This is a genomic window from Flagellimonas myxillae (assembly GCF_023502235.1).
GTDB classification, from domain to species: Bacteria; Bacteroidota; Bacteroidia; order Flavobacteriales; family Flavobacteriaceae; genus Flagellimonas; species Flagellimonas myxillae.
The window spans coordinates 125,313-151,527 of the sequence record NZ_JAMFLY010000004.1; the positions used below are offsets into that span (position 1 = coordinate 125,313).

The 26,215-nt window shown below is 44.8% G+C and carries 13 protein-coding genes; 2 read left to right on the plus strand and 11 right to left on the minus strand.

Translation table 11 applies throughout. The features are described 5' to 3' along the window. Positions 1-287: 287 nt before the first annotated feature. From M3P07_RS15805 to M3P07_RS15820, 4 genes are all read right to left on the minus strand, one after another. Positions 288-4,718: a beta strand repeat-containing protein gene (locus M3P07_RS15805; RefSeq protein ID WP_249970899.1), complete on the minus strand. Its 4,431-nt coding sequence runs from the start codon at positions 4,716-4,718 to the stop codon at positions 288-290. 194 nt (positions 4,719-4,912) lie between these two features. Beyond that, on the minus strand, positions 4,913-6,868 hold the full coding sequence (locus M3P07_RS15810) for an OmpA family protein (RefSeq protein ID WP_249970900.1): 1,956 nt from the start codon (positions 6,866-6,868) through the stop codon (positions 4,913-4,915). A 10-nt stretch (positions 6,869-6,878) separates the two neighbouring features. Then, the gene (locus M3P07_RS15815) at positions 6,879-7,829 is read right to left on the minus strand and encodes a PorP/SprF family type IX secretion system membrane protein (RefSeq protein ID WP_249970901.1); all 951 of its coding nucleotides are present in this window, start codon (positions 7,827-7,829) and stop codon (positions 6,879-6,881) included. A 14-nt stretch (positions 7,830-7,843) separates the two neighbouring features. After that, on the minus strand, positions 7,844-12,661 hold the full coding sequence (locus M3P07_RS15820) for a T9SS type B sorting domain-containing protein (RefSeq protein ID WP_249970902.1): 4,818 nt from the start codon (positions 12,659-12,661) through the stop codon (positions 7,844-7,846). A gap of 400 nt (positions 12,662-13,061) precedes the next feature. Here M3P07_RS15820 and M3P07_RS15825 point away from each other — a divergent pair, with 400 nt between their 5' ends. Both M3P07_RS15825 and M3P07_RS15830 read left to right on the plus strand, forming a co-directional pair. Further along, complete coding sequence (locus M3P07_RS15825; protein ID WP_249970903.1) at positions 13,062-14,654, plus strand: peptide chain release factor 3; 1,593 nt, start codon at positions 13,062-13,064, stop codon at positions 14,652-14,654. Positions 14,655-14,754: 100 nt separating this feature from the next. Next, the gene (locus tag M3P07_RS15830) at positions 14,755-15,186 is read left to right on the plus strand and encodes a hypothetical protein (protein WP_249970904.1); all 432 of its coding nucleotides are present in this window, start codon (positions 14,755-14,757) and stop codon (positions 15,184-15,186) included. Positions 15,187-15,237: 51 nt separating this feature from the next. Here the strand turns inward: M3P07_RS15830 and M3P07_RS15835 are convergent, their stop codons facing one another. The 7 genes from M3P07_RS15835 to rplK form a co-directional block, all read right to left on the minus strand. Continuing rightward, the gene (locus M3P07_RS15835; RefSeq protein WP_249970905.1) at positions 15,238-15,549 is read right to left on the minus strand and encodes a DUF3467 domain-containing protein; all 312 of its coding nucleotides are present in this window, start codon (positions 15,547-15,549) and stop codon (positions 15,238-15,240) included. Positions 15,550-15,716: 167 nt separating this feature from the next. Next, complete coding sequence (gene rpoC, locus M3P07_RS15840) at positions 15,717-20,015, minus strand: DNA-directed RNA polymerase subunit beta' (protein ID WP_249970906.1); 4,299 nt, start codon at positions 20,013-20,015, stop codon at positions 15,717-15,719. Positions 20,016-20,059: 44 nt separating this feature from the next. After that, on the minus strand, positions 20,060-23,869 hold the full coding sequence (gene rpoB / locus M3P07_RS15845; protein ID WP_249970907.1) for a DNA-directed RNA polymerase subunit beta: 3,810 nt from the start codon (positions 23,867-23,869) through the stop codon (positions 20,060-20,062). A gap of 129 nt (positions 23,870-23,998) precedes the next feature. Next, positions 23,999-24,382 carry a 50S ribosomal protein L7/L12 gene (rplL, locus tag M3P07_RS15850; RefSeq protein ID WP_249970908.1) on the minus strand — a complete coding sequence of 128 codons (384 nt, stop codon included), beginning with the start codon at positions 24,380-24,382 and terminating at the stop codon, positions 23,999-24,001. Positions 24,383-24,436: 54 nt separating this feature from the next. Next, complete coding sequence (gene rplJ, locus M3P07_RS15855; protein WP_249970909.1) at positions 24,437-24,955, minus strand: 50S ribosomal protein L10; 519 nt, start codon at positions 24,953-24,955, stop codon at positions 24,437-24,439. A 22-nt stretch (positions 24,956-24,977) separates the two neighbouring features. Next, the gene (gene rplA / locus M3P07_RS15860; RefSeq protein WP_249970910.1) at positions 24,978-25,670 is read right to left on the minus strand and encodes a 50S ribosomal protein L1; all 693 of its coding nucleotides are present in this window, start codon (positions 25,668-25,670) and stop codon (positions 24,978-24,980) included. Positions 25,671-25,689: 19 nt separating this feature from the next. After that, positions 25,690-26,127: a 50S ribosomal protein L11 gene (gene rplK, locus M3P07_RS15865; RefSeq protein ID WP_073181477.1), complete on the minus strand. Its 438-nt coding sequence runs from the start codon at positions 26,125-26,127 to the stop codon at positions 25,690-25,692. Positions 26,128-26,215 lie beyond the last annotated feature (88 nt).

Sequence of the window (26,215 nt, forward strand, 5' to 3'; positions counted from 1 at the left end):
CTTTAGAGCTTATTTAAGCTTTTAAATCAATTGTTCTTTTAGTTGAGTATTTCTACACTTTACAAAATTACCCTTACCTCTAGGGGGGGAAAATATTTGTTGTGTACGCTTGAAATCCGACTGTATAGGGTTTAAATCTTGAGGTCACCCCTTTAAATTGAGGCAAAAAAAGCATGGTCATTGGTCGATAAATCCAGTACTGCAAAAGGTTTAAGCACATGACAAAATGATAGGTCGAGCCCAAAAATCAAGTAAGAAAATTCGTAAAATTGATCCTGGAAAAGGGGTTAATCCCGATTTACCCGGTAGGTAATTCCACGGTTGGTAATCACCGTTGGAATGCTCAAAATGGACATCGGGGAAAACTCTGATGTGGAGTTCCCCAAAGTTGCTGTTGCCGTGAGCAAGTCACCTCCACTTGGGGACACTGAAAGCGGAATTGAAAATTGGAAAGCATTGGTATTATCGGCATTCCCGTCCGCATCGGAAAAGGAAGATGTACCACTATCGCTGTCTGAACCACTTCCTTCAACATCACTTCCCAAAAAGGTCTGTCCTTCACCATAATCCACTGTTAAACCCAATTGGTTATCCCCACTGGTAGCGGTTCCCTCACTTACATCCGTCAAGAAAAACTCCAGTGTGGTTCCTGGACGTGACCAACCTTTTACAATAAGGTTGGAGCCAGATAAATAAGCAGATTCAATTATCGGAAAGTTCAGCAGATTGTTTGGTCCGGAATCTCCATCCCCCGAGTCATTGATGGTTACCCCATCCCCTACTGTGGCAGAGGCGTCCAAATCAATACCCAAAGAAGCTGAAGCGGTTCCATTGGCATAAATGGAGTTCTGACTGATCAAGTTACCGGTACCACCGATAACTACCACACCGGCCCCTCCGTTGCTATATATTAGATTATTGGACAATTGGGAATTGTCCCCAGCAATAATTACACCCATATTCTCAACGTTTCCGGAACAGTTTCCACCATCCTGACCAGAGGTCGTAATGGAATTTTCCGTGAGGGTCAAACCACCAGTTATGGCAGAGGCATCCACGCCCCCGGCAGCCGCATTCTCAATTAGATTTTGTTGAATTGTGATACTGCTTCCACTTTGCAGTTCTATATTATCATCACAGGGTTGATCCCCGTTGCTCGTGATATGATTGTTCTGAATCAGACTTGAAGTACCACCATTTACCAAAATTCCAGCATCGGTATTGGTGGCAATGTAATTTCCGTCAATGGTCAAGTTACCACCCAGAATTTCGACACCAAAGTCCACATTTCCAGCATTGGAACCTTGAGCATTAACCCCTAACAAATTAGCCAAAACACTAACAGTACCGCTGTTTAGCTGAATTGCGGCATTGTTGCTGGCATACACAGCTAGATTTCTAAGGGTAGCGTTTGCCTGAACATCAAAAACATCTCCTTGATCTCGATGCACCTGTATTTCCGGTCTTGTAAAGGAAGGAAGTGCAATAGCGGAAGTTCCGACCGCACTGCCACCAGACCCTACAGTACCAGAGTTAGTATCTCCTGAATAGGCTGTTTGGGTACGTCCATCAATGATGGTGTTGTTGGCTGTAATGGCTGTTAATGGATTCCCATTGCTGATGCTAATATCAAAATATCCACTTGAATAATTGGCGTCCGTGGTTCTTCCCAAAGGGTCCGCGCTTGATGGAATCATAAAGATTGAAGTGTCATCCCCGGCAGCTGGGTCAAATATTGCATTTGCCCCAATATCCAAGCCCGTCTCATCCAAGTTGTTCGCATTCACGATAAATTGTTCCAAGGAACCTTGTCCGTCCTCATTGGTATTCACAATGGTATTAAAGTTGAATCCAAAATCTAGACCCACAATACCACCACTTGCTATTGTAACTGGTGAACTTGTCTGGGCACCTGTCAGGGTTCCGGTTCCGACATCCTCCGCAGAAGGATCTGCTCCCCCTACCTCATCGGTCACATCCACAAAAGACCCGGACGTGTTGTAATTTCTATAGGTCTGGACTGGAACACAAGACGTACATCCCACGCCTCCACCCCTTGTGGAACGCACCGTGGAATTGACCACTCTCACGGTATAATCGCCATCGGCCATACCACCAAAAGTATAGTCGCCATTGTTATCACTCGTCACACTTTCGATATAGACATTGGAGGAGTCATATAGTTCCAAAGTGGCATTTTCCACTCCTGCTCCAGAAGCCGTGGCCATATCCCTTCCCGAACCTCCTGGATAGTTCACATCCTCAAACACGGTTCCGTTGATCAGGTTGGATTGTACGCGAATCAATACGGCGTTAAAAAACACCGCATCATTGGCTACAGAAACATTGGCGGTTACCTGGGAATCGCCAGGGGATATGTAAGAAGAAATCCCATAGGTGTCCAAATCAACACCGTAGGTGGTAGCATCATTGTAGACAGGTGCTTGAGTATCATCATAAATGGTACCGTTGTATGCGTTATTTCCGGTTTGACCACCATCTCCACTCAAGGTAAATGTAGTAGTCGCTTGGTTAGTAATTGAAAGTGTTTCCGAGGCACCAGAAAGCGTGTCGTCCCCTTCCCAAGATAAGAAGGTGGCTTTGGCACCAGAACCGGCAATGGCATAAAACGAATCCAAAGTAAAGGAATCACTGGAATTTCTAAGTCTTTGAAAACCTTGGTATAAGTTGATACTGGATGCAGGCAAGGTAGGATCATCATAAAAAACCATCAAGGCCCAACCGCCCAAAACTCCTTCACTCCCACAGCTGGATGTGTTGTCTATCGTCAAATCGGCAAAATCGTAGGTGTTCGTAGAAGGATCGCTAACCCCTGTCACAATTGATGTTACATCACTTAAATAACTCCAATAGGTAGCGGAATATGCGTTGTAAGCCAAGTCGGCGGTAACCGATTGCCCTTCAAAGGTAACGTCAGCGTCCATTGTGGAACTGGAGTGTGCCCAGTATAAATAAGCCTTTCTAATGGTTCCTGTGCCCGGAATAGGTGCAATCAGTGTACCGGAGCTGGAATTGGTTACTGCACAAGCGTCTGTGTTGTTATGTGCAGTTCTTAGCGTGTTTCCAGTAACAACATAATCCACGTTCCCATGGAATTCTTCATAAAGGACCAAGGGTGCATCCGAAGAAATCTGCGCATTTATGGTTCCAGTTGCTGTATCCGAATAGTCCACAGTACCGTCAGAAGAGCTTGTAAATTGTATGGTAAAAGTCTCATCTGATTCAATAACGGCATCGTCCGTAATAGGAACTGTTATGGTATCGGTATCCCCGACTGTTCCATTAAAATTTAAAGTGCCGGTCGTGCTTGTATAATCGCTACCGGCCGTGGCAGTACCATCAACCGTTTGGTAATTCACCGTAAACGCACCTGAAGCACTGGCTCCTGTATGGGTCACGGTAAACACCGCATTTCCTGCATCTTCGTCCACAGAAATATCCGAAATGGTCATGGTAGGGCCTGGTACATAACAAGAAACTGTAGCTTCCCATCCATTGTTGGTCACACTAAAATCCGAAGTAAACCGGAAGGTAAGACAACCAGAACCATCTGTTGAGGTAATTGTGCTTGGGGGTGTATTTCCATTATGATATTGACCAATCAATGTTCCACCGGTTGTAGTTCCTTCATATACATACAAAAAGTCATATCCATTTTCCACATCAAAGCTGGTAAAATTGATTCGCACAAAACTACCGCCTGTATCAGGGCAAATGGTATAGGTAATGTCTTCATTGTTGGAATAAGCTGCAGATTGACCTCCAGTATCCAGAAAGGTTTCACTACAGCTATTATCGGTAACTCCATCGGTTATAATCAAACCATCATTATCCGTAATGTTTCCGGTTGCTGTATCTGAAAAATCCACAGAACCATCTGACGAAGCTGTGAATTGAATGGTAAAGGTTTCTGTACTTTCCAAAGTGCCATCATCGGTAATGGGAACGGATATGTTATCTGTATCTCCGCTGGTACCATTAAAATTAAGAATACCACTGGTGAAGGTATAATCACTTCCCGAAGTAGCAGTCCCATTTACCGTTTGGAAGTTAACCGTAAAGGCGCCAGAGGCATTTGCTCCGGTATGCGTAACGGTAAAAACGGCATTTCCTGTCCCCTCATCAAATGTAATATCGTTTACAATCATGGTTGGACTAAATGTCGCTGTAAAAAGCACATTGTCTATATAAATGGTTTCGCTCCCGCCCCAGTTGGAATCCCCACCGACGAATCGGATGGAAGAATTGGAAGATATTTGATCAGCGGTCAAATTATGGGAAACCGATCCGGTATTGGTACTATTTATGGTTGCTACGGTTTGATAGGAAGAGGTATTGTCATTCCACAACTGGACCAAAAGTGACTCATTTCCACGAGAGTTTGCATCGTAATCCAAGTCTAGGGTCACACTGGAAGCGCCAGAGAGGTCCAAATCCCGAAAAATGGTCCTACTGTCGATGTTGTTAAATTCAAGCTCATTGCCAACAATTTCTATTCGACCCGAGCTTGGGCTATCGTCATCTCCTGTTTCGTCCCAATTGTTATCAAAATTTTGGGTTCCATCGTTGTTGGAATAGGAGGTAGAGCTAAAATTGTCACGATAAGTATCCTGGGCCGAAATTGTAGACCAGCCAAATACTGATAGTACAACTAACAGCGAAAATGTTCTTTTTATACGTATTACGTTGGCAAGCATATAGTTAGTGGAATATACTTTTACCAAATGTAACCGTAGTTGTAAGCACCTCTAAATAATTGTTGTGAAAGGGCTTATCGATAAAGTGAACACCATTAAATTCGGTGTATGGTTTCCAAATTTTAGCCTATCTCCATAAAAAAAGAGCTCTTGAAAAGAGCCCTTTATCGATTCAAAAATGTAATATTTTTGCGTTATTCGAAGATTATGAACTCAGACCTACGGTTTAGCTGATGTTCGTCACTGCTACAGCGAACTCCATTGATACAATCGTTCACCAAGCGTTTTTCACCAAAGCCTTCCCCTTGCAATCTATCTGCCGCTATTCCTTTGGAAATCATATAATTGACGGTGGATTCTGCTCTTTTCTGGGATAACCATAGGTTATAGGCATCGTTCCCCCTACTGTCGGTATGGGAATTGACCTTGATTTTTAAGCTGGGGTATTTCTCCATGGCCACGATGACCTTTTGAATCTCAATTTCGGCATCGGGTCGGATGTTATACTTGTTCAAATCGAAATAAATGGTACTCAACTGAAGTAGTTTTGCCAAATCATCGCCAAAGCCACCTGTTACGACATCCCTTTCGAGATAGAAATCAACAATTCTTGGTTTTCCGTAAGATCTGTTCAAATATTCCTCTGCGGGAACATATCCATCTCTTGAAGCCCGAACAAAATTCCCCTTGGAACAATCCAAGCTCAACACATAGTTTCCATTGGAATCGGTTAAAGTGGAAGACACCTCCCTGTTCTCTTCGTCAATGATCATTACCGTGGCACCGGCCAAAACTTCATTGGATATCCTATCCCGCACCGTACCGGTAACTTCTTGGATACAGTCCAATACCAATGGCTCATTTTCGGTAAATTCATAAATGTCATCCTCACCCAGACCTCCTTCCCTGTTGGAGGAGAAATAACCAATCTTGGTCTCATTGTCCAATATGAACGCGAAATCATCCTGGTTTCCATTAATGGGTTTCCCGACATTTACTACAGGTTCGTCAAATTTTCCAAAGGTGATTTTGGTTGCAAAAACATCCAATCCGCCAAGACCAGGGTGCCCATCCGAGGAAAAATAGAGTACGCCCTCTTTGGTGATATAAGGAAAAGTTTCACGGGCCCTAGTATTGATGTTCTTGCCTAGGTTGATAATGGGACCGTAGGTTCCATCCCCGATTATCTCTGTGACAAAAATGTCCGATTCCCCAACAGAACCCGGCATATCCGAAACAAAATAGAGCTTTTTACCATCGGGGCTCAACACAGGATGGGCCACCGAATAGGAATCGCTATTGAATGGCAGTTCGATAATATTGGTCCATTCCCCATCAATCAGGGTGGCGCTATATATCTTTAGGCGGATGATGCCCTGTTGATCCTTGTACTTTTTCCCATCCAAAAAGTTGTTTCTGGTAAAGTACATGGTCGTTCCGTCCTTGGTCACCACCGAAGTGGATTCATGCAATCTCGTATTCACATCGCCCTTAAGCTTCACTACCCTATCTTGGGACAGACTATCCGCATTCACCTTGTATAGGTCCAAAAAGTCTTTGGAATTCCATGTGTGCCTATATCTCGCCAAATTTCCCGTATCCCGATCGGAAGAAAATATCAGACCCTGCTCATAGAATGCAGCTGCGAAATCTGAGTATTTACTGTTATAATCAAAGGGTTTTACGGTGAACCTTCCTGAGTTTTCCTCAATTTTTGCCAAATAGTCCTCATCTGACGGTAGCTCACCCTGGGCGGTCATTTCCTTAAACTTTGCCATTATCGTGGCGGCGCCGTCATAATCCCCAAGGGATTTTAAACTCTGTGCGTATCGAAAAAAATAATCGGCTTCCGTTTCATCTGGAAAAGCCTCCGCCAATCGCTTATAGACATTTGCGGCTTCCTCATACTTTGCGTTGAAATAATAGGCATTACCCAGGCGCTTCAGTAGATCTTGGGAGACATAGCCTTTATCCAATACTTTTTTATAGATGTCAATGGCCGGACTAAAGGAATATTCGTTGTAGCGTTCGTCTGCCTTGGCTTTTGCCTTCGCACCTTGTTTCTCGTTCACCTTCGCAGGTTCCTGCGCCCAAGTTTGCACAGCATACCCTAGGAAAACAAAAAGGAAAATCAGTATTCTTTTCAACATAACTTACGCTTTAAAAGAATCTTGGTGATACCGTTCTTTGGAATGCTTTTAGCAATTCCAACCGCAAAAACAGTTCGAAGGATCCATCATTGAATTGGGTACCTCCCAATTCCGTGGTTTCCCGGTCATAGGCCAATCCCACCATAATCTGATCGGTAATTTGAAAACCTGCCAAGGCACTCACGGCAGCATCCAACCTATAGGCTCCTCCGAAGTAAAATTTATCGGCATATAAAAAGTTGGCCGATATATCCACTTGCAGGGGTGCTCCCCCTACAGCCTTGGTCAACAAGGCCGGTTTAAATTGTAAATCGGAATTTAGATCAAACACATAGCCCGTAATCAAATAGAAATTAATACGCTCTGTGGACAAAAAGTTAACGGAGTTGGCATCGTTCGAATTATTGTCAAAGTACTCGGTCTCCAGAAGGTTTGGTGCTGAAACGCCGGCATAAAACTTATCGGTGTGATAATAAATTCCAAGTCCAAAATTTGGATTGAACTGATTGTCAATATTATCCTGTTGCACCACCTCTTGATCAAAGTTCCTAAGGCCATTGAAATCCAAGCTCAACATATTCCCTCCAGCCTTTAGTCCGAAGGACAGCTTGGCATTAAGGGCGACATCAATGGTATAGGATAAAACTGCATCCAAATACGTTTCTTGAACCACTCCGTCCCCAATATTGTCATTGACCAACGATATCCCATAACCCAATCTACTATTTCTTATGGGGGAATGTAGATTGATAGTGAAGGTTTCCGGGGCACCATCCAACCCAATCCATTGGGAGCGGTACAATCCGGCAAAGCTCAGTTGGCCCCGCGAACCTGCATAAGCCGGGTTAACGGTGAGCGTATTGAACATGTACTGGGTGTACTGGGCATCTTGTTGGGCAACAAGGCTTTGAATTGTGATTCCAATAAGTAAAAACGGAATTAAAAAGTGCTTTTTAATCATTCTGTTTCAATATGTTACCTGCTTATGTAAATGTATTCGGAGTCGGTAAAACTTCCTTCTTCCGTTTCGTAGTCAAAGATATAAAAATATACCCCCGCCGGAAGATAATCGTTTACGCTCAAGGTTGATCGACCGCGAGATCGGCCATCAAATACATTATTGATATTATCATAGTTCTTTCCTTCGTAAACCGCTACTCCCCATCGGTTAAAGATGCGAAGCGTGCTCGACCTAATATTTCTTACGCCTCGGATAAACAAGAAGTCATTTTTAAGATCTCCGTTGGGTGTCAGCATTTGGTTTACCTCAATATTCTCTATGGAAACCGTTACCACCGCCGTGTCGCAATTCTCTGGATTAGTGGCCTCACAGATAGTATACTCGATGGTATAGACGCCATCTGGGGTATTGGGCGTAACAGTCACGCTTCCGTCCTCGTTGATGGTCAAGTCTCCTGTGGGTGTGGAGCTAAGAATCACATCCGATAGGGTAATCGACTCCCCATTCAGGGTATCGTTGTCAAGCACATTGCTGTTTGCAATCAATCCACCGGCACTATTGGAACCGTAGGAATCATCCACAGCATCAATTAGATTCACCATGCCAGGGCCAACTTCCACGGTCACCGTTCCGGTGTCGCAGTTCTCCACATCCGCCATTTCACAGATTGTGTAGTCGATGGTATACGTGCCCTCCGGGGTATCTGGTGCAACGGTGATGCTTCCATCCTCGTTGATGGTCAGCTCGTCCGTTGGCGTTGAAGTGAGAATTACATCCGATAGGGTAACCTCTTCTCCATTTAAAGTGTCGTTTGCCAGTACGTTGCTATCTGGAATATCCCCTCCCATGGTGTCAGCATTGTATGAATCGTCTACTGCGATAAGCTCGTTCCCCATACCGGGTCCTACTTCCACGGTCACCGTTCCGGTGTCGCAGTTCTCCACATCCGCCATTTCACAGATTGTGTAGTCGATGGTATACGTGCCCTCCGGGGTATTTGGTGCAACGGTGATGCTTCCATCCTCGTTGATGGTCAGCTCGTCCGTTGGCGTTGAAGTGAGAATTACATCCGATAGGGTAACCTCTTCTCCATTTAAGGTGTCGTTAGCCAGTACGTTGCTATCTGGAATATCCCCTCCCATGGTGTCAGCATTGTATGAATCGTCCACGGCGATAAGCTCGTTCCCCATCGCGGGTCCTACTTCCACGGTCACCGTTCCGGTGTCACAATTGTCCGTATCCGCTGCCTCACAAATGGTATAGTCGATGGTATACGTTCCCTCTGGGGTATCTGGAGCAACCGTGATACTTCCATCTTCATTAATGGTCAATTCGTCCGTAGGAGTAGATGTCAAAATAATATCTGATGGGTCTACAGGTTCACCATCCAAGGTATCATTGGAAACCACATTACTATCCGGAATCTGTCCTCCTGAGGTATCTGCATTAAAGGCATCGTCAACCGCATCGATAACGTTCCCCATGAAAGGTCCAACCACTATGGTCACCGTTGCAGTATCACAATTTTCCTCATCAGCCTCTTCACAGATTGTATAGTCTATGGTATATGTCCCTTCGGGAGTCCCAGGGGTCACCAATATCGTTCCATCCGCATTGATGGTCAACTCGTCCGTGGGCGTGGAGATCAAAACAATATTGTTTAGATTCACAGGTTCGCCATCCAAGGTATCATTGGTAAGTACATTGCTATCCGGAATCTGCCCTCCAGAGGTATCCGCGCTAAAATTGTCATCAACTGCATCAATGACATTTCGTGGATCGGGGCCTACCTCTACTGTGACTGTTCCTGTGTCACAGTTATCCTCATCGGCCACTTCACAGATCGTATAGTCGATAGTATAGGTCCCTTCAGCTATTCCGGTAGTCACTGTAATCGTTCCATCTTCATTAATGGTCAATTCGTCCGTGGGAGTTGATGTCAAAATAATATCTGATGGGTCTACAGGTTCGCCATCCAAGGTATCATTGGAAAGCACATTACTGTCTGGAATCTGCCCTCCAGAAATATCCGCACTAAAATTATCATCCACCGCATCAATGCCGATAGGCATATCTGGATCGAGATAGTCCGGGGAACCGTCATCGTCTGTATCGTCGTTGGTCGGGTCGCCATCACCATCGGCGTCCTCGTCCGGGGTGTCGATCCCGTCACCGTCGTCGTCAAGGTCCCGGTAGTTCACGTCCTCAGTGCCATCGGTGTCCGGAAGGTCGTTGGCAGGGTCGTCGATCTCGTCGTTCACATCGTAGCCATCGTCAACATCGCTGCCCTCGTAGCCGTCGTCCAGTCCGTCGTTGTCCGTGTCCGTGCCCGTGAAGGCCTGGTCCGGAACTCCGTCGAAGTTGAAGTCGTTCCCCTCGTTGTTGTCCGGTACAAGGTCGTTGTCCGTGTCGCTGTCCAGATAGTCGGGAAGCTGGTCGTTGTCCGTGTTCTCTGGTGTAAGTCCGCCGATATAGGCGCTGTTCACACCTTGGTTCGCCTCATAGGTCGCCTCGTCGTCATCGTTGGGTGCAATGTAGGTGGCCGTCGGCTGGGCCTCCACATTGTCCGGGATGCCGTCGTTGTCGCTGTCGATGTCCAAGTGGTCGGGACGTCCGTCGCCGTCGCTGTCCAAGGGATCGGTAAGCGGGTCGTCGTCTCCATCTATGTTCGGGTCCTCGGTCGTATCCAGGATCCCGTCGTTGTCGTCATCAAGGTCCACACTGTCCGGTACGCCGTCACCGTCGGTGTCGTCACCGGGGCTGTCGGGGTCCAGGTAGTCCGGGGTACCATCATCGTCTGTATCGTCGTTGGTCGGGTCGCCGTCACCATCGGCGTCCTCGTCCGGGGTGTCGATCCCGTCACCGTCGTCGTCAAGGTCCCGGTAGTTCACGTCCTCAGTGCCATCGGTGTCCGGAAGGTCGTTGGCAGGGTCGTCGATCTCGTCGTTCACATCGTAGCCATCGTCCACATCGCTGCCCTCGTAGCCGTCGTCCAGTCCGTCGTTGTCCGTATCCGTGCCCGTGTAGGCTTGGTCCGGAACTCCGTCGAAGTTGAAGTCGTTCCCCTCGTTGTTGTCCGGTACAAGGTCGTTGTCCGTGTCGCTGTCCAGATAGTCGGGAAGCTGGTCGTTGTCCGTGTTCTCTGGTGTAAGTCCGCCGATATAGGCGCTGTTCACACCTTGGTTCGCCTCATAGGTCGCCTCGTCGTCATCGTTGGGTGCAATGTAGGTGGCCGTCGGCTGGGCCTCCACATTGTCCGGGATGCCGTCGTTGTCGCTGTCGATGTCCAAGTGGTCGGGACGTCCGTCGCCGTCGCTGTCCAAGGGATCGGTAAGCGGGTCGTCGTCTCCATCTATGTTCGGGTCCTCGGTCGTATCCAGGATCCCGTCGTTGTCGTCATCAAGGTCCACACTGTCCGGTACGCCGTCACCGTCGGTGTCGTCACCGGGGCTGTCGGGGTCCAGGTAGTCCGGGGTACCATCATCGTCTGTATCGTCGTTGGTCGGGTCGCCGTCACCATCGGCGTCCTCGTCCGGGGTGTCGATCCCGTCACCGTCGTCGTCAAGGTCCCGGTAGTTCACGTCCTCAGTGCCATCGGTGTCCGGAAGGTCGTTGGCAGGGTCGTCGATCTCGTCGTTCACATCGTAGCCATCGTCCACATCGCTGCCCTCGTAGCCGTCGTCCAGTCCGTCGTTGTCCGTATCCGTGCCCGTGTAGGCTTGGTCCGGAACTCCGTCGAAGTTGAAGTCGTTCCCCTCGTTGTTGTCCGGTACAAGGTCGTTGTCCGTGTCATCGTCAAGGTAGTCGGGATTATCTGTACCATCTGTATTTACAGGGGTAATTCCTTCGTCCCCACTTCCTTCATAGGCATTGTCCAATCCATCCTTGTCATCATCCATACCTGAAGGCGGGATATATCCAGCGGTAGTTTGTCCTTCAACATTATCAGGCAAACCATCATTATCCGAATCTATATCTCTAAAATCATCATTGCCATCATCATCCGAATCTATGGGGTCCAATCCCCCGGTAAAGCCACAGGTTTCTTCGCAGGCACCCAAGGTGTCCCCATGGTCCAGATGTGCTTGGACTGCAGCTGGAGCTACACTAATAGTGTGATATCCATTTCTCGGATTGCTATGACTCTTATCTTCTTTATGGCATAATTCTACTTTGTCCTCGCCTTTATAATGGCTTTCCTTTCCATTATAATTGCATTTACCATCACCAAGTTCTTCATATGCATCATCCAGACCATTTTCATTGTCATCCTCTCCAGAGAGGGCAATAAATCCTTGAACGGTTTGAGCCTCCACATTGTCCAAAATTCCATCGTTATCGGAATCTATATCCTTTAAATCTGGAATTCCGTCCCCGTCAGTATCCACAGGTAGAAGTCCACCACAACTTCCAGGTGTTTCCTCGTAAGCATCATCCAAACCATTTTTGTCTTTATCTTCACAAGAAGGAGGAATATATCCCCCGGAAGTTTGCGCTTCAATGTTATCAATGATACCATCGTTATCTGAATCCAAATCCAAATAATCGGGGATTCCGTCCCCATCTGTATCCGTAGGATTGGTCCAGCATTTATTATCCCCATCCAAATTCTTGTCCTCAACGGTATCGATTATACCGTCATTATCATCATCAAAATCCTTATCGTCGCGAATACCATCACCGTCCGAATCAGGAGGCAGAACCATTTCAACGTCGGCAATTGATGAAATACCATCAAAAGATGTAAGTGAAAAATAGCAGGTAAGGGCTATTATTGAAAAAAGACCGTATAAAACCTTTTTCTTAAGATTTAAGAAAGTAAAATTTTCCATAATGACAGTTTTGGTCAACTTATCACCATGGCATTAGTGTTCTCGAACTAGTAAGAAAATGGGGCTTTTCTTATCTATTATTTGTGGTGCTTTGGTCGAAACCCATCCAACCACATTTTGTGCGCATAGTTAATGCATTTAAGATGCATCACCTATTTTAATCGACAAAAGGTATATTCCTCGTCATTAGCTACCACATATATTTATACGAACAGTTCTTTGAAAAAGTTTTTGACCTTTCAAAAAACGTGAACATTTAGTGTGGGAAAATTACTCCACTTTTAGCTTTTTCACAGGATTTTTCTAGTTTTTTTCTCCTTATTATATCAACAATCCAAGCTATTGGAATTATTAAGATCAAAAAGGGATAAAACCCCTATTTTTGCCGAAATTTTTGTAGATGGAATTTGAAAAGGAAATAGCAAAACGAAGGACTTTTGGAATTATATCCCACCCCGATGCGGGTAAAACCACCCTGACCGAAAAATTGCTTCTTTTTGGGGGTGCCATCCAAGAGGCCGGGGCCGTAAAGAACAACAAAATCAAAAAGTCGGCCACGAGCGATTTTATGGAAATAGAGCGACAAAGGGGAATCTCCGTCGCCACCTCTGTGCTGGCCTTTATCTACAAGGATAAGAAAATCAACATTTTGGACACCCCGGGCCACAAAGATTTTGCGGAAGACACCTTTAGAACACTTACTGCTGTAGATAGCGTAATTGTTGTAATTGATGTAGCCAAAGGGGTTGAGGAACAAACTGAAAAACTCGTGGAAGTCTGCCGTATGCGCAATATTCCCATGATCGTGTTCATTAACAAATTGGACCGTGAGGGGAAGGACGCATTTGACCTTTTGGACGAAGTGGAGCAAAAGTTGGGTCTATCGGTAACCCCGCTCAGTTTTCCCATAGGAATGGGATACGATTTTAAAGGTATCTACAACATCTACGAGAAAAATATTAACCTATTCAGCGGTAACAGCAAGCAAAATATTGAGGAGACGATTGCTTTTACCGATATAGACAGTCCAGAATTGGAGAAAATTATCGGAGAGGCGGCCGCTTCGGAGCTTCGTGATAATCTAGAGTTGGTGTCCGGGGTTTACCCCGAATTTGACATGGAGGCCTATCTGAATGGAACCCAACAACCTGTATTCTTTGGCTCTGCTCTTAACAACTTTGGGGTTCGGGAATTGTTGGATTGTTTTGTGGACATTGCACCAGCCCCACGGGCCAAAATGGCCGAAGAGCGCTTGGTGGAATCCAATGAAACGGATTTTTCTGGGTTTGTGTTCAAAATCCATGCAAACATGGACCCCAAACACCGGGACAGGCTGGCCTTTATAAAAATTGTATCGGGAACCTTTGAACGGAACAAACCCTATTTGCATGTTCGCCATAACAAAAAATTAAAATTCTCCAGCCCCAATGCCTTTTTTGCCGAGAAAAAGGAAATAGTGGACATCTCCTATCCAGGCGACATTGTAGGTTTACACGATACTGGGAACTTTAAGATTGGGGACACCCTGACCAATGGTGAAAACCTAAACTATAAGGGAATTCCGAGTTTTTCACCGGAGCACTTTAGATACATCAACAACGCAGACCCGATGAAAGCCAAACAGTTGTATAAGGGCATTGACCAGTTGATGGACGAGGGAGTTGCCCAATTGTTCACTTTGGAATTGAATGGCAGAAAAGTTATTGGTACGGTTGGAGCGCTACAGTACGAGGTTATACAATACAGGTTGGAGCACGAATACGGCGCCAAATGCACCTACGAAAATTTCCCCGTCCACAAGGCCTGTTGGGTGGATGCTGAAGACCCAAACAATGATGAATTTAAGGAGTTTAAAAGGGTAAAACAGAAGTTTCTGGCCCAAGATAAAAGAGGTCAACTGGTGTTTTTGGCAGATTCGGCCTTTTCCCTTCAAATGACGCAGCAGAAATACCCAACTGTTAAACTTCGCTTTACTTCGGAAGCTACTACCTAGGGGAACTGAAAGTCTATTAGTCCGATTTTCAAGGAGTTGCAAAAAGCACTTTTTAAGATTTTTTGTACTTTATTGGCTGTAACCACAAAAAACAACTCTTATGACTAATTCAAACAAGCCACCAATTTGGTTCTGGGTGGTAAGCGTCCTCCTTTTATTATGGAACCTTTCTGGTGTTTATAGTTATCTAAATACCAAGTTTAACCAAGTTGAAATGTTGGAAGCCATGACCCAGGCACAGCGAGAATTATTTGAAGCCTTTCCGGCATGGGCCACTGCGGCATTTGCCATAGCCGTATTTGGCGGAACCATTGCCGCCATCGGGCTGTTATTGAGAAAAAAATGGGCAAAACCTCTATTCGTTGTGTCCTTGGTAGCAGCGGTTGCCCAATTCATCAATTGGTTGTTCATCCAAAATGCTCCGGAGGCTTTTGGTAGCGAGGCCTACACCATGCCAATAATTGTAGTCGTAATCGGAATTTTCCAGATTTGGTTTGCTAAAAATGGGATTCAAAAAGGCTGGTTGAGTTGAACCGCCAAACATATAGATAAAAAAAACCTGACATTAATGTCAGGCTTTTTTTTAGGCTTCTCCCGTAGGTCCGAAGTTCAACGGAATGGGAGGTTGTTCGTAATCCTTGATCGTGCCATGGGCCTTTTCAAACCGGGCCACATTATCATTAAGTGCCTTCAGGAATTTTTTGGCATGTTGCGGTGTCAACACTATCCTGCTCTTGACCTTGGCCTTGGGTGCGCCGGGCATCATGCTGATAAAGTCCACAACAAATTCTGAAACAGAATGGTTAATAATAGCGAGATTGGAATATATCCCCTCTGCTGTTTTTTCATCCAATTCTATATTGATTTGCTTTTGGTTCTTGTCGTTTTCAGCCATTTTATGCTTTTTTGAACTTCTACTGATTTTTAGTCGTCATTCTTGATGGACACTTCGACTCCGCTCGGTGTCCATCAAGAATCTCAAATTTAACATTTTCATTATGAGACCCCGAACTAAATTCAGGGTAAAAAGAAAACCCTGACATTGCTGTCAGGGTTTGTGTATTAGAATTTGAATTCCTCTTTTCGGGCCATGATCTCATCATATTCCTCTTTCGAGCCAACAATGATGCTATCGTAATCCCGCATACCGGTGCCGGCAGGAATCTTATGTCCAACAATGACATTTTCCTTCAATCCTTCCAAAGTATCCACTTTACCACTTACCGCAGCCTCGTTCAATACCTTGGTAGTTTCCTGGAAGGAAGCTGCAGAGATAAAGGACTTGGTCTGCAAGGAAGCTCTTGTAATACCTTGTAGTATTGGGGTAGCTGTTGCAGCAACCGCATCCCTGGCACTTACCAAAGTCTTATCTTCTCTACGCAAGATGGAGTTTTCATCCCTCAATGCACGTGCAGAAATAATCTGTCCTGGCTTCAAGTTCTCAGAATCTCCTGCATCTTCAACCACTTTCTGACCGAAAATCTCATCATTCTCACGGATAAAGTCATCCTTGTGAACCAACTGGTTCTCCAAGAAGGTAGTGTCTCCAGAATCCTCGATACGAACTTTACGCATCATCTGACGTACCACAACCTCAAAGTGCTTATCGTTGATCTTTACACCTTGGAGACGGTATACTTCCTGAACTTCGTTCACCAAGTATTGCTGTACCGCAGATGGACCTTTGATCGCCAAGATATCTTCTGGAGTAATAGAACCATCGGATAATGGCATTCCAGCGCGAACGTAATCGTTCTCCTGGACCAAAATCTGGTTGGACAGTTTCACCAAGTATTTCTTGATCTCACCTGACTTCGCTTCGATAATAATCTCACGGTTACCACGCTTGATCTTTCCGAAGGAAACCACACCATCAATCTCAGAAACTACAGCTGGGTTAGAAGGGTTACGCGCTTCGAAAAGCTCGGTTACCCTTGGAAGACCACCTGTAATATCCCCTGCTTTAGCAGACTTTCGAGGAATCTTAACCAAAATCTTACCTTCCTTGATCTTCTCACCATCGTCTACCATCAAGTGGGAACCTACTGGCAAGTTGTACGAACGCAAGGTCTCACCTTTTCCGTCCTTGATCAACAAGGTTGGGATCAACTTCTTATTTCTAGATTCAGAAATTACCTTTTCCTGGAAACCGGTCTGTTCGTCGATTTCCACTTGATAGGTAACCCCTTGTTCTATATTCTCGTAGGCAATCTGCCCTGTGAATTCGGAAACAATAACCCCGTTATATGGATCCCATTGACAAATCACCGTACCTGGCTTGATCTTGGCACCATTCTTCACAAACAATTGGGAACCGTAAGGAATGTTGTTGGTACTCAAAGTAATTCCGGTATTGGAATCAACAACCTTGATCTCTGAAGTTCTGGAGATTACGATATTGGCTTTTTCGCCTTCGCTGTTCTCACCAACCACAGTTCTCAAATCCTCGATTTCCGCAACACCTTCAAACTTGGCTTCCAATTTGTTATCCTCGGAAATGTTACCTGCAATACCACCCACGTGGAAGGTACGCAAGGTCAACTGTGTTCCAGGTTCACCAATGGACTGTGCTGCAACCACACCAACGGCCTCACCACGCTGTACCATTTTATTGGTAGCTAGGTTTCGACCGTAACACTTGGCACATATACCTTTTGGAGCCTCACAGGTCAATGCAGAACGCACTTCTATCTTCTCGATAGGTGCCGCATTTACCTTTTTCACATCGGCCTCAGAGATTTGCTGGCCTGCTGCCAACAACAACTCCTCGTTCAATGGGTTGTATACATCGTGTAAGGAAACCCTTCCTAGGATTCTTTCTCCCAAGGTTTCCACTACTTCTTCATTTTTCTTCAATGCCTGTACCTCAATTCCTCTAAGAGTACCACAGTCATCGATATTGATGATCACATCCTGGGACACATCCACCAAACGACGGGTCAGGTAACCAGCATCCGCAGTTTTCAATGCGGTATCCGCTAGACCTTTACGCGCACCGTGGGTAGAGATAAAGTATTCCAAAATCGAAAGTCCCTCCTTAAAGTTGGAAAGAATCGGGTTTTCGATAATCTCACCACCACCGGCTGTCGATTTTTTCGGCTTGGCCATCAAACCACGCATACCGGTCAACTGGCGAATCTGCTCTTTGGAACCCCTTGCCCCAGAATCCAACATCATATACACAGAGTTGAATCCTTGCTTGTCTTCACGAATTCGCTTCATGGCCAATTCCGTCAACATGGCATTGGTAGATGTCCAAACATCAATAACCTGGTTGTAACGCTCGTTATTGGTGATCAGACCCATGTTATAGTTCATCATAATACCATCAACCTGCTCGTTGGCATCGTTGATCATATCGTGTTTCTCCGGTGGAATAATGATATCACCCAAACTGAAGGACAAACCTCCTTTAAAGGCGAATTCGTATCCCATGGTCTTGATCTTATCCAAGAACTCAGCAGTTGTAGGAACATCGGTCACGGCAAGAATATCCCCGATAATATTCCTTAGGGATTTCTTGTTCAATACCGTGTTAATATATCCTGCTTGCTCTGGTACCACGCTGTTGAACAATACACGCCCACAAGTAGTCTCTATAATTTGGTTAACAAGCTCACCTTCTTCGTTAAAGTCCTTGGCCCTAACCTTGATGCCGGCATTCAGTTCTACTTTTCCTTCGTTGAAGGCAATTTCAACTTCTTCTGCGGAATAAAAGGTCAAGCCTTCACCTTTAACAGGTTCTTTTTTAGTTGATTTCTTCTCCTTGGTCATATAATACAGACCCAAAACCATATCCTGGGATGGTACCGTAATCGGAGAACCATTCGCAGGGTTCAAGATGTTTTGGGAGGCCAACATCAACAATTGCGCTTCCAATATTGCCTCTGGACCCAAAGGCAAGTGAACTGCCATCTGATCCCCATCGAAATCCGCGTTAAATGCGGTACAAGCCAATGGGTGCAAACGAATCGCCTTACCTTCTATCAACTTAGGTTGGAAGGCTTGGATACCCAATCTGTGAAGCGTGGGGGCCCGGTTTAATAGTACTGGATGTCCTTTAAGAACATTTTCCAGGATATCCCAAACCACAGGCTCTTTCTTGTCTATGATTTTCTTGGCTGATTTTACCGTCTTTACTATTCCTCTTTCAATCAGTTTTCTGATAACAAAAGGTTTGTACAGCTCAGCAGCCATATCTTTTGGCAGACCACATTCGTACAATTTCATTTCCGGTCCAACAACAATTACGGAACGGGCAGAGTAATCCACACGTTTACCGAGCAAGTTCTGACGGAAACGACCTTGTTTTCCTTTCAAGGAATCCGAAAGGGATTTTAAGGGTCTGTTTGATTCTGTTTTTACCGCGGAGGCTTTTCTTGTATTATCGAACAAGGAATCCACAGCTTCTTGAAGCATACGCTTTTCGTTCCTCAAGATCACCTCTGGTGCCTTGATTTCCATCAAACGCTTCAAACGGTTGTTACGGATGATAACCCTACGGTACAAATCGTTCAAATCGGAAGTGGCAAAACGTCCACCATCCAATGGTACCAATGGGCGTAATTCTGGTGGAATTACAGGAACCACCTTCATGATCATCCACTCCGGTCTGTTTTCACGATTATCTTGAGATTCACGCAAGGCCTCAACAACTTGAAGTCTCTTAAGGGCCTCAGTCTTACGCTGCTTGGAAGTCTCCGTGTTTGCCTTGTGTCTCAATTGATAGGACAATTCCTCCAAATCGATACGAGACAACAAATCGATTAAACATTCCGCACCCATTTTGGCTACGAACTTATTTGGATCGGAATCTTCCAAATATTGGTTTTCAGCCGGTAGCTCTTCCAAGATGTTCAAGTACTCCTCTTCGGTCAAGAAATCCATTTTGTTGATTTCCTCACCTTCTGGACCTTTGGCCAAACCTGGTTGGATCACCACATACCTTTCGTAATAGATGATCATATCCAATTTCTTGGAAGGCAATCCCAAGAGGTAACCTATTTTGTTTGGAAGGGAACGGAAATACCAGATGTGCGCTACAGGAACCACCAAGTTGATGTGCCCCACACGGTCTCTACGTACTTTTTTCTCCGTAACCTCCACACCACAACGATCACAAACAATACCACGGTAACGGATACGCTTGTACTTACCACAGGCACACTCATAATCCTTCACAGGACCGAAGATACGCTCACAGAACAATCCGTCACGCTCGGGCTTGTGCGTTCTGTAGTTAATGGTTTCAGGCTTTAACACCTCGCCACGGGACTCGGCCAAGATAGACTCCGGAGAGGCCAATCCGATGGAAATTTTGTCAAACCTTTTTGGTGCGTTATTATCTTTTATTCTAGCCATAATACTATGGAGATGATATGATTAAAAATGCTTTATAAACTTAACTACTCTTCCAAACGGATATCCAAGCCCAATCCTTTAAGCTCGTGCATCAATACATTGAAAGATTCTGGCAATCCAGGTTCTGGCATGGTCTCACCTTTTACAATGGACTCATAGGTCTTGGCCCTTCCGATAACGTCGTCCGACTTCACGGTCAGGATTTCACGTAAGGTCGATGAAGCTCCATAGGCCTCCAATGCCCAAACCTCCATCTCACCAAAACGCTGACCACCAAACTGTGCCTTACCACCCAACGGCTGTTGCGTGATCAAGGAGTATGGTCCAATAGATCTGGCGTGCATCTTATCGTCTACCATGTGTCCTAGTTTCAACATGTAGATTACACCCACAGTTGCTGCTTGGTCGAAACGTTTCCCTGTTCCACCATCATACAAGTGGGTATGTCCAAATCTTGGTACGCCTGCCTCATCGGTAAGCTCATTGATCTGTTCCAAAGTAGCACCATCAAAAATTGGGGTTCCATATTTTCTGCCCAATTTAAGACCTGCCCAACCCAATACGGTTTCGTAGATCTGTCCAATGTTCATCCTTGAAGGTACCCCAAGTGGATTCAATACAATGTCCACAGGAGTTCCATCTTCCAAGAAAGGCATATCTTCTTGACGAACGATACGGGCAACAATACCTTTGTTACCGTGACGACCGGCCATTTTATCACCAACTTTAAGCTTACGCTTTTTGGCAATATACACCTTGGCCAACTTCATGATACCTGCAGGAAGCTCATCCCCAACTGAGATGGTAAACTTGTCCCTTCTTAGGTTACCTTGAATATCGTTCAGCTTGATCTTGTAGTTGTGCAACAAATCGGCCACCAAAGCATTGGTTTTATCATCTGTTGTCCAGCTACCGCCAACCAAGTGTGCAAAATCGTCAACAGCGTTCAACATTTTGATGGTGTATTTCTTTCCTTTTGGAAGTACTTCTTCACCCAAATCGTTGATCACTCCTTGTGAAGTCTTACCATTGATCAATCCAAAGAGTTTTTCGATCAAAACATCTTTCAACTGCTGGAATTTCACTTCGTAGTCCATTTCCAATCTGGAAATAGCCTCTTTGTCCTCGGAACGCTTACGCTTATCCTTGATGGAACGGGAGAACAACTTCTTGTCGATCACCACCCCTCTCAAAGAAGGAGAAGCTTTCAAGGAAGCATCTTTTACATCACCCGCTTTATCACCAAAGATGGCACGTAACAATTTCTCTTCCGGAGTTGGATCGGATTCTCCTTTTGGAGTAATCTTACCAATTAGGATATCACCAGGCTTAACTTCAGCACCAATACGGATCATACCGTACTCGTCCAAATCCTTGGTCGCTTCTTCAGATACGTTTGGAATATCGTTGGTCAATTCCTCAGCACCCAATTTGGTATCCCTAACTTCAAGGGCGTACTCGTCAATATGGATGGAGGTAAAGATATCTTCACGCACCACTTTTTCAGAGATTACGATCGCATCCTCAAAGTTGTATCCTTTCCACGGCATGAAGGCTACTTTCATGTTTCTACCCAAGGCCAATTCACCTTTTTCGGTAGCGTATCCTTCACAAAGTACCTGACCTTTTTTCACCTTATCGCCTTTTCTAACAATAGGTTTAAGGTTGATACTGGTACCTTGGTTGGTTTTTCTAAATTTCACCAAATCGTAGGTCTTGGAATCTTCCTCGAAGCTTACCAAGCGCTCTTCGTCTGTTCTGGTGTATTTGATAGTGATCTGCTGAGCATCCACATATTCCACAACCCCATCACCTTCTGCATTGATCAATACCCTGGAATCGGTTGCTACCTGTCTTTCCAAACCAGTACCTACAATCGGGGATTGAGGTCTTAACAACGGAACAGCCTGACGCATCATGTTTGATCCCATCAAGGCACGGTTCGCATCATCATGCTCCAAGAATGGAATCAAGGATGCCGAAATGGAAGCAATCTGGTTTGGTGCAACATCCGTATAGTTAACCTCTGAAGGATCAACTACTGGGAAATCACCTTCTTCACGGGCAATTACTTTATCGTCCTCAATCTTTCCTTTGGCATCCATTGGAATGTTTGCCTGGGAAATCTTCATTCCTTCTTCTTCCTCAGCACTTAGGTACACATACTCCTTTGTATCCACTACGCCATTGGCAACCTTGCGGTATGGAGTTTCCAAGAAGCCCATTGGGTTTACCTTGGCGAATACGGAAAGGGAAGAAATCAAACCAATGTTCGGTCCTTCAGGAGTTTCAATTGGACAAAGTCTTCCGTAGTGGGTATAGTGAACGTCACGTACCTCGAAACCGGCTCTTTCACGGGAAAGACCCCCTGGTCCAAGGGCGGACAATCTTCTTTTGTGCGTAATCTCAGCCAATGGATTCGTTTGATCCATAAACTGGGAAAGCTGGTTGGTACCAAAGAACGAGTTGATAACGGAAGACAAGGTCTTCGCATTGATCAAATCAATTGGGGTAAATACCTCGTTGTCACGCACGTTCATACGCTCACGAATGGTACGTGCCATACGCGCCAATCCAACACCGAATTGTGAAGACAACTGCTCCCCTACGGTCCTAACACGACGGTTGGACAAGTGATCGATATCATCAATCTCCGCTTTGGAGTTGATCAACTCGATCAAGTACTTGATGATGGTAATGATATCTTCCTTGGTCAAGACTTGCTTGTCCATTCCAATATCAAGACCCAATTTTTTGTTCATTCGGTAACGACCAACCTCACCTAGGTTGTAACGCTGATCGGAGAAGAACAATTTATCGATAATACCACGCGCAGTTTCCTCATCTGGCGGCTCGGCATTACGCAATTGTCTGTAGATATGTTCTACCGCCTCTTTTTCGGAGTTGGTAGGATCCTTTTGCAAGGTGTTGTGAATAATGGCATAGTCAGACTGCGCATTGTTCTCTTTGTGAAGTAGGATGGTTTTCACATCGGCGTCGATGATCTCATCCACATGTTCTTTTTCAAGAACGGTATCACGATCTAGGATAATCTCATTACGCTCAATGGAAACTACTTCACCGGTATCTTCATCCACGAAATCCTCGTGCCAAGTGTTCAATACCCTAGCAGCAAGTTTTCTACCCAAAACCTTCTTTAATCCGGTTTTGGTAACCTTTACTTCTTCGGAAAGGTCAAAGATTTCCAAAATGTCCTTATCCCTTTCAAATCCGATAGCTCGGAAAAGTGTGGTTACGGGTAATTTTTTCTTTCTATCAATATAGGCGTACATCACCCCATTGATATCTGTTGCAAATTCAATCCAAGACCCTTTGAATGGGATTACCCTGGCTGAATATAGCTTTGTACCGTTGGCGTGGAAAGATTGCCCAAAGAACACACCGGGAGAACGGTGCAACTGGGAAACAACAACTCTTTCCGCTCCATTGATCACGAAGGTCCCACTTGGGGTCATGTACGGAATGGTACCCAAGTACACATCCTGTACGATGGTCTCAAAATCCTCATGTTCTGGATCGGTACAGTATAATTTTAGACGTGCCTTTAAAGGAACGCTATAGGTAAGACCACGCTCTATACATTCTTGGATGGAATATCTTGGTGGATCTATAAAGTAGTCTAGAAATTCGAGTACAAACTGGTTTCTAGTGTCAGTAATTGGAAAATTTTCCATGAAGGTATTGTAGAGACCTTCATTTCCTCTTTCGTCAGATTTAGTTTCAAGCTGGAAAAAGTCTTGAAAGGATTTAATCTGAATGTCCAAGAAATCCGGGTATTCCGGTATGTTCTTAGCGGATGCGAAATTTACTCTTTCAGTATTGTTTGTGAACATCAATGGACAAGTTTTGATCGTGAATACTATGCGGGTCGGTGTACGGCTTTATACACTCCTTATTAAAAGAGGCTAAGGCCTAACCATTAAAATGGAAAGACCTTAACCAAACTTGTATGGTAAAAGCTATTATTTAAGCTCAACTTCTGCTCCAGCTTCTTCTAATGATTTTTTGATACCTTCTGCCTCATCTTTGGCAATTCCCTCCTTAACAGCTTTAGGTGCGCTGTCAACGATGTCCTTAGCATCTTTTAATCCAAGACCGGTCAACTCTTTTACAAGTTTAACAACAGCCAATTTGGAAGCACCGGCAGCTTTAAGGATAACATCAAATTCTGTTTTTTCCTCAGCAGCTTCACCTTCACCACCACCAGCGGCAGCACCACCAGCAACAGCTACTGCAGCAGCAGCAGGCTCAATACCGTATTCTTCTTTTAATATGTCGGCCAACTCGTTTACCTCTTTTACTGTTAGGTTAACCAACTGTTCTGCAAAATCTTTTAAATCTGCCATTTTTCTATCGTTTAAATAAAATTTTTAAAATATACTTAGTTAATTGTGCGCGAATTATTCTTTTTCAGACAAAGTCTTAAGGATACCGGCCAGTTTACCACCACCTGATTTAAGACCAGAAATAACATTCTTGGCCGGTGATTGCAACAATCCGATGATATCCCCAATAACTTCCTCTTTGGACTTGATATTAACAAGTGCCTCAAGGTTTTCATCCCCGATATAAACTGCCTCCTCAATGAAAGCACCCTTCAATACGGGTCTATCTGATTTTTTTCTAAAGTTCTTGATAAGTTTCGCAGGTGCGTTTCCGGTTTCGGAAAACATCATGGAGGTATTCCCTTTCAATACTTCGGGAAGTTCTCCAAACTCCTTGTCAGAAGCTTCCATTGCTTTTGCAAGCAAGGTGTTCTTTACGACTGCAAGTTTAATGTTTGCTTTAAAACAAGCTCTTCTTAAATTAGAAGTTGTTGTAGCATCCAAACCTGATATATCCGCCAAGTAAATATTAGCGTTATCAGCCAACTGTGCAGTCAAGTCTTCTATTACGATTGCTTTTTCTTCTCTTGTCATAATTAAAATATTGAACTACCAGTTAGGAAACTGCTTTTGGGTCTAATTGAACACTTGGACTCATGGTACTGGACAAGTAGATGCTCTTCATATAAACACCTTTTGCCGCTGCAGGCTTCATTTTTACCAAAGTATCTAACAATTCCTTGGTGTTACCTGCAATTTTGTCCGCAGAAAAAGAAGCTTTTCCTATTGCTGCGTGTACAATTCCAGTCTTGTCCACTTTAAAGTCAATCTTACCAGCCTTCACATCGGAAACAGCCTTGGCCACGTCCATAGTTACTGTGCCAGTCTTTGGATTGGGCATTAAACCTCTAGGTCCCAAAACTCTACCAAGGGGTCCAAGTTTACCCATAACGCTTGGCATGGTGATGATCACATCAACATCTGTCCAACCGCCTTTGATTTTATCCAAATATTCATCTAACCCAACAAAGTCAGCACCAGCCTCTTTGGCTTCTGCTTCCTTATCTGGGGTCACCAACGCCAAAACCTTAACGTCCTTACCTGTTCCGTGGGGAAGGGTAACCACGCCACGCACCATTTGGTTTGCTTTTCGTGGGTCTACACCCAAACGAACCGCAAGGTCTATGGAAGCGTCAAATTTTACGTTGGTTATTTCTTTTACTAAAGCTGATGCCTCTTCCAAAGAATAAAGCTTATTCTTATCGATCTTGGAATGGGCTTCCTTTTGCTTTTTAGTCAATCTTGCCATTATAAATTGCTTTAAGATTTTAAAAAGGTCTCTTACCGGCCACTTTAAGTCCCATGGAACGTGCAGTACCCGCAACCATACTCATTGCAGATTCTACGGTAAAAGCATTCAAATCGACCATTTTGTCTTCAGCGATCGCTTTTACTTGATCCCATGATACAGAACCAGATTTAACCCTGTTAGGTTCGCCAGATCCTTTTTTAATCTTAGCTGCTTCCAACAATTGAACTGCCGCGGGTGGTGTTTTTACAACAAACTCGAAAGATTTGTCTTTGTAAACGGTGATAACAACAGGTAATACTTTACCTGGCTTGTCCTGTGTACGCGCATTAAACTGCTTACAGAACTCCATAATGTTAACACCAGCAGCACCTAAGGCGGGTCCAACCGGTGGCGATGGATTCGCAGCACCTCCCCTAACTTGTAATTTAACTACCTTATCTACTTCTTTTGCCATTGTTTTTAATTAAAATGAAAGTGTGTCAATTGGAAGCAACACAACTTTATATATGTAACAGCTCTATTATTCTATTTTGAGAGACAAG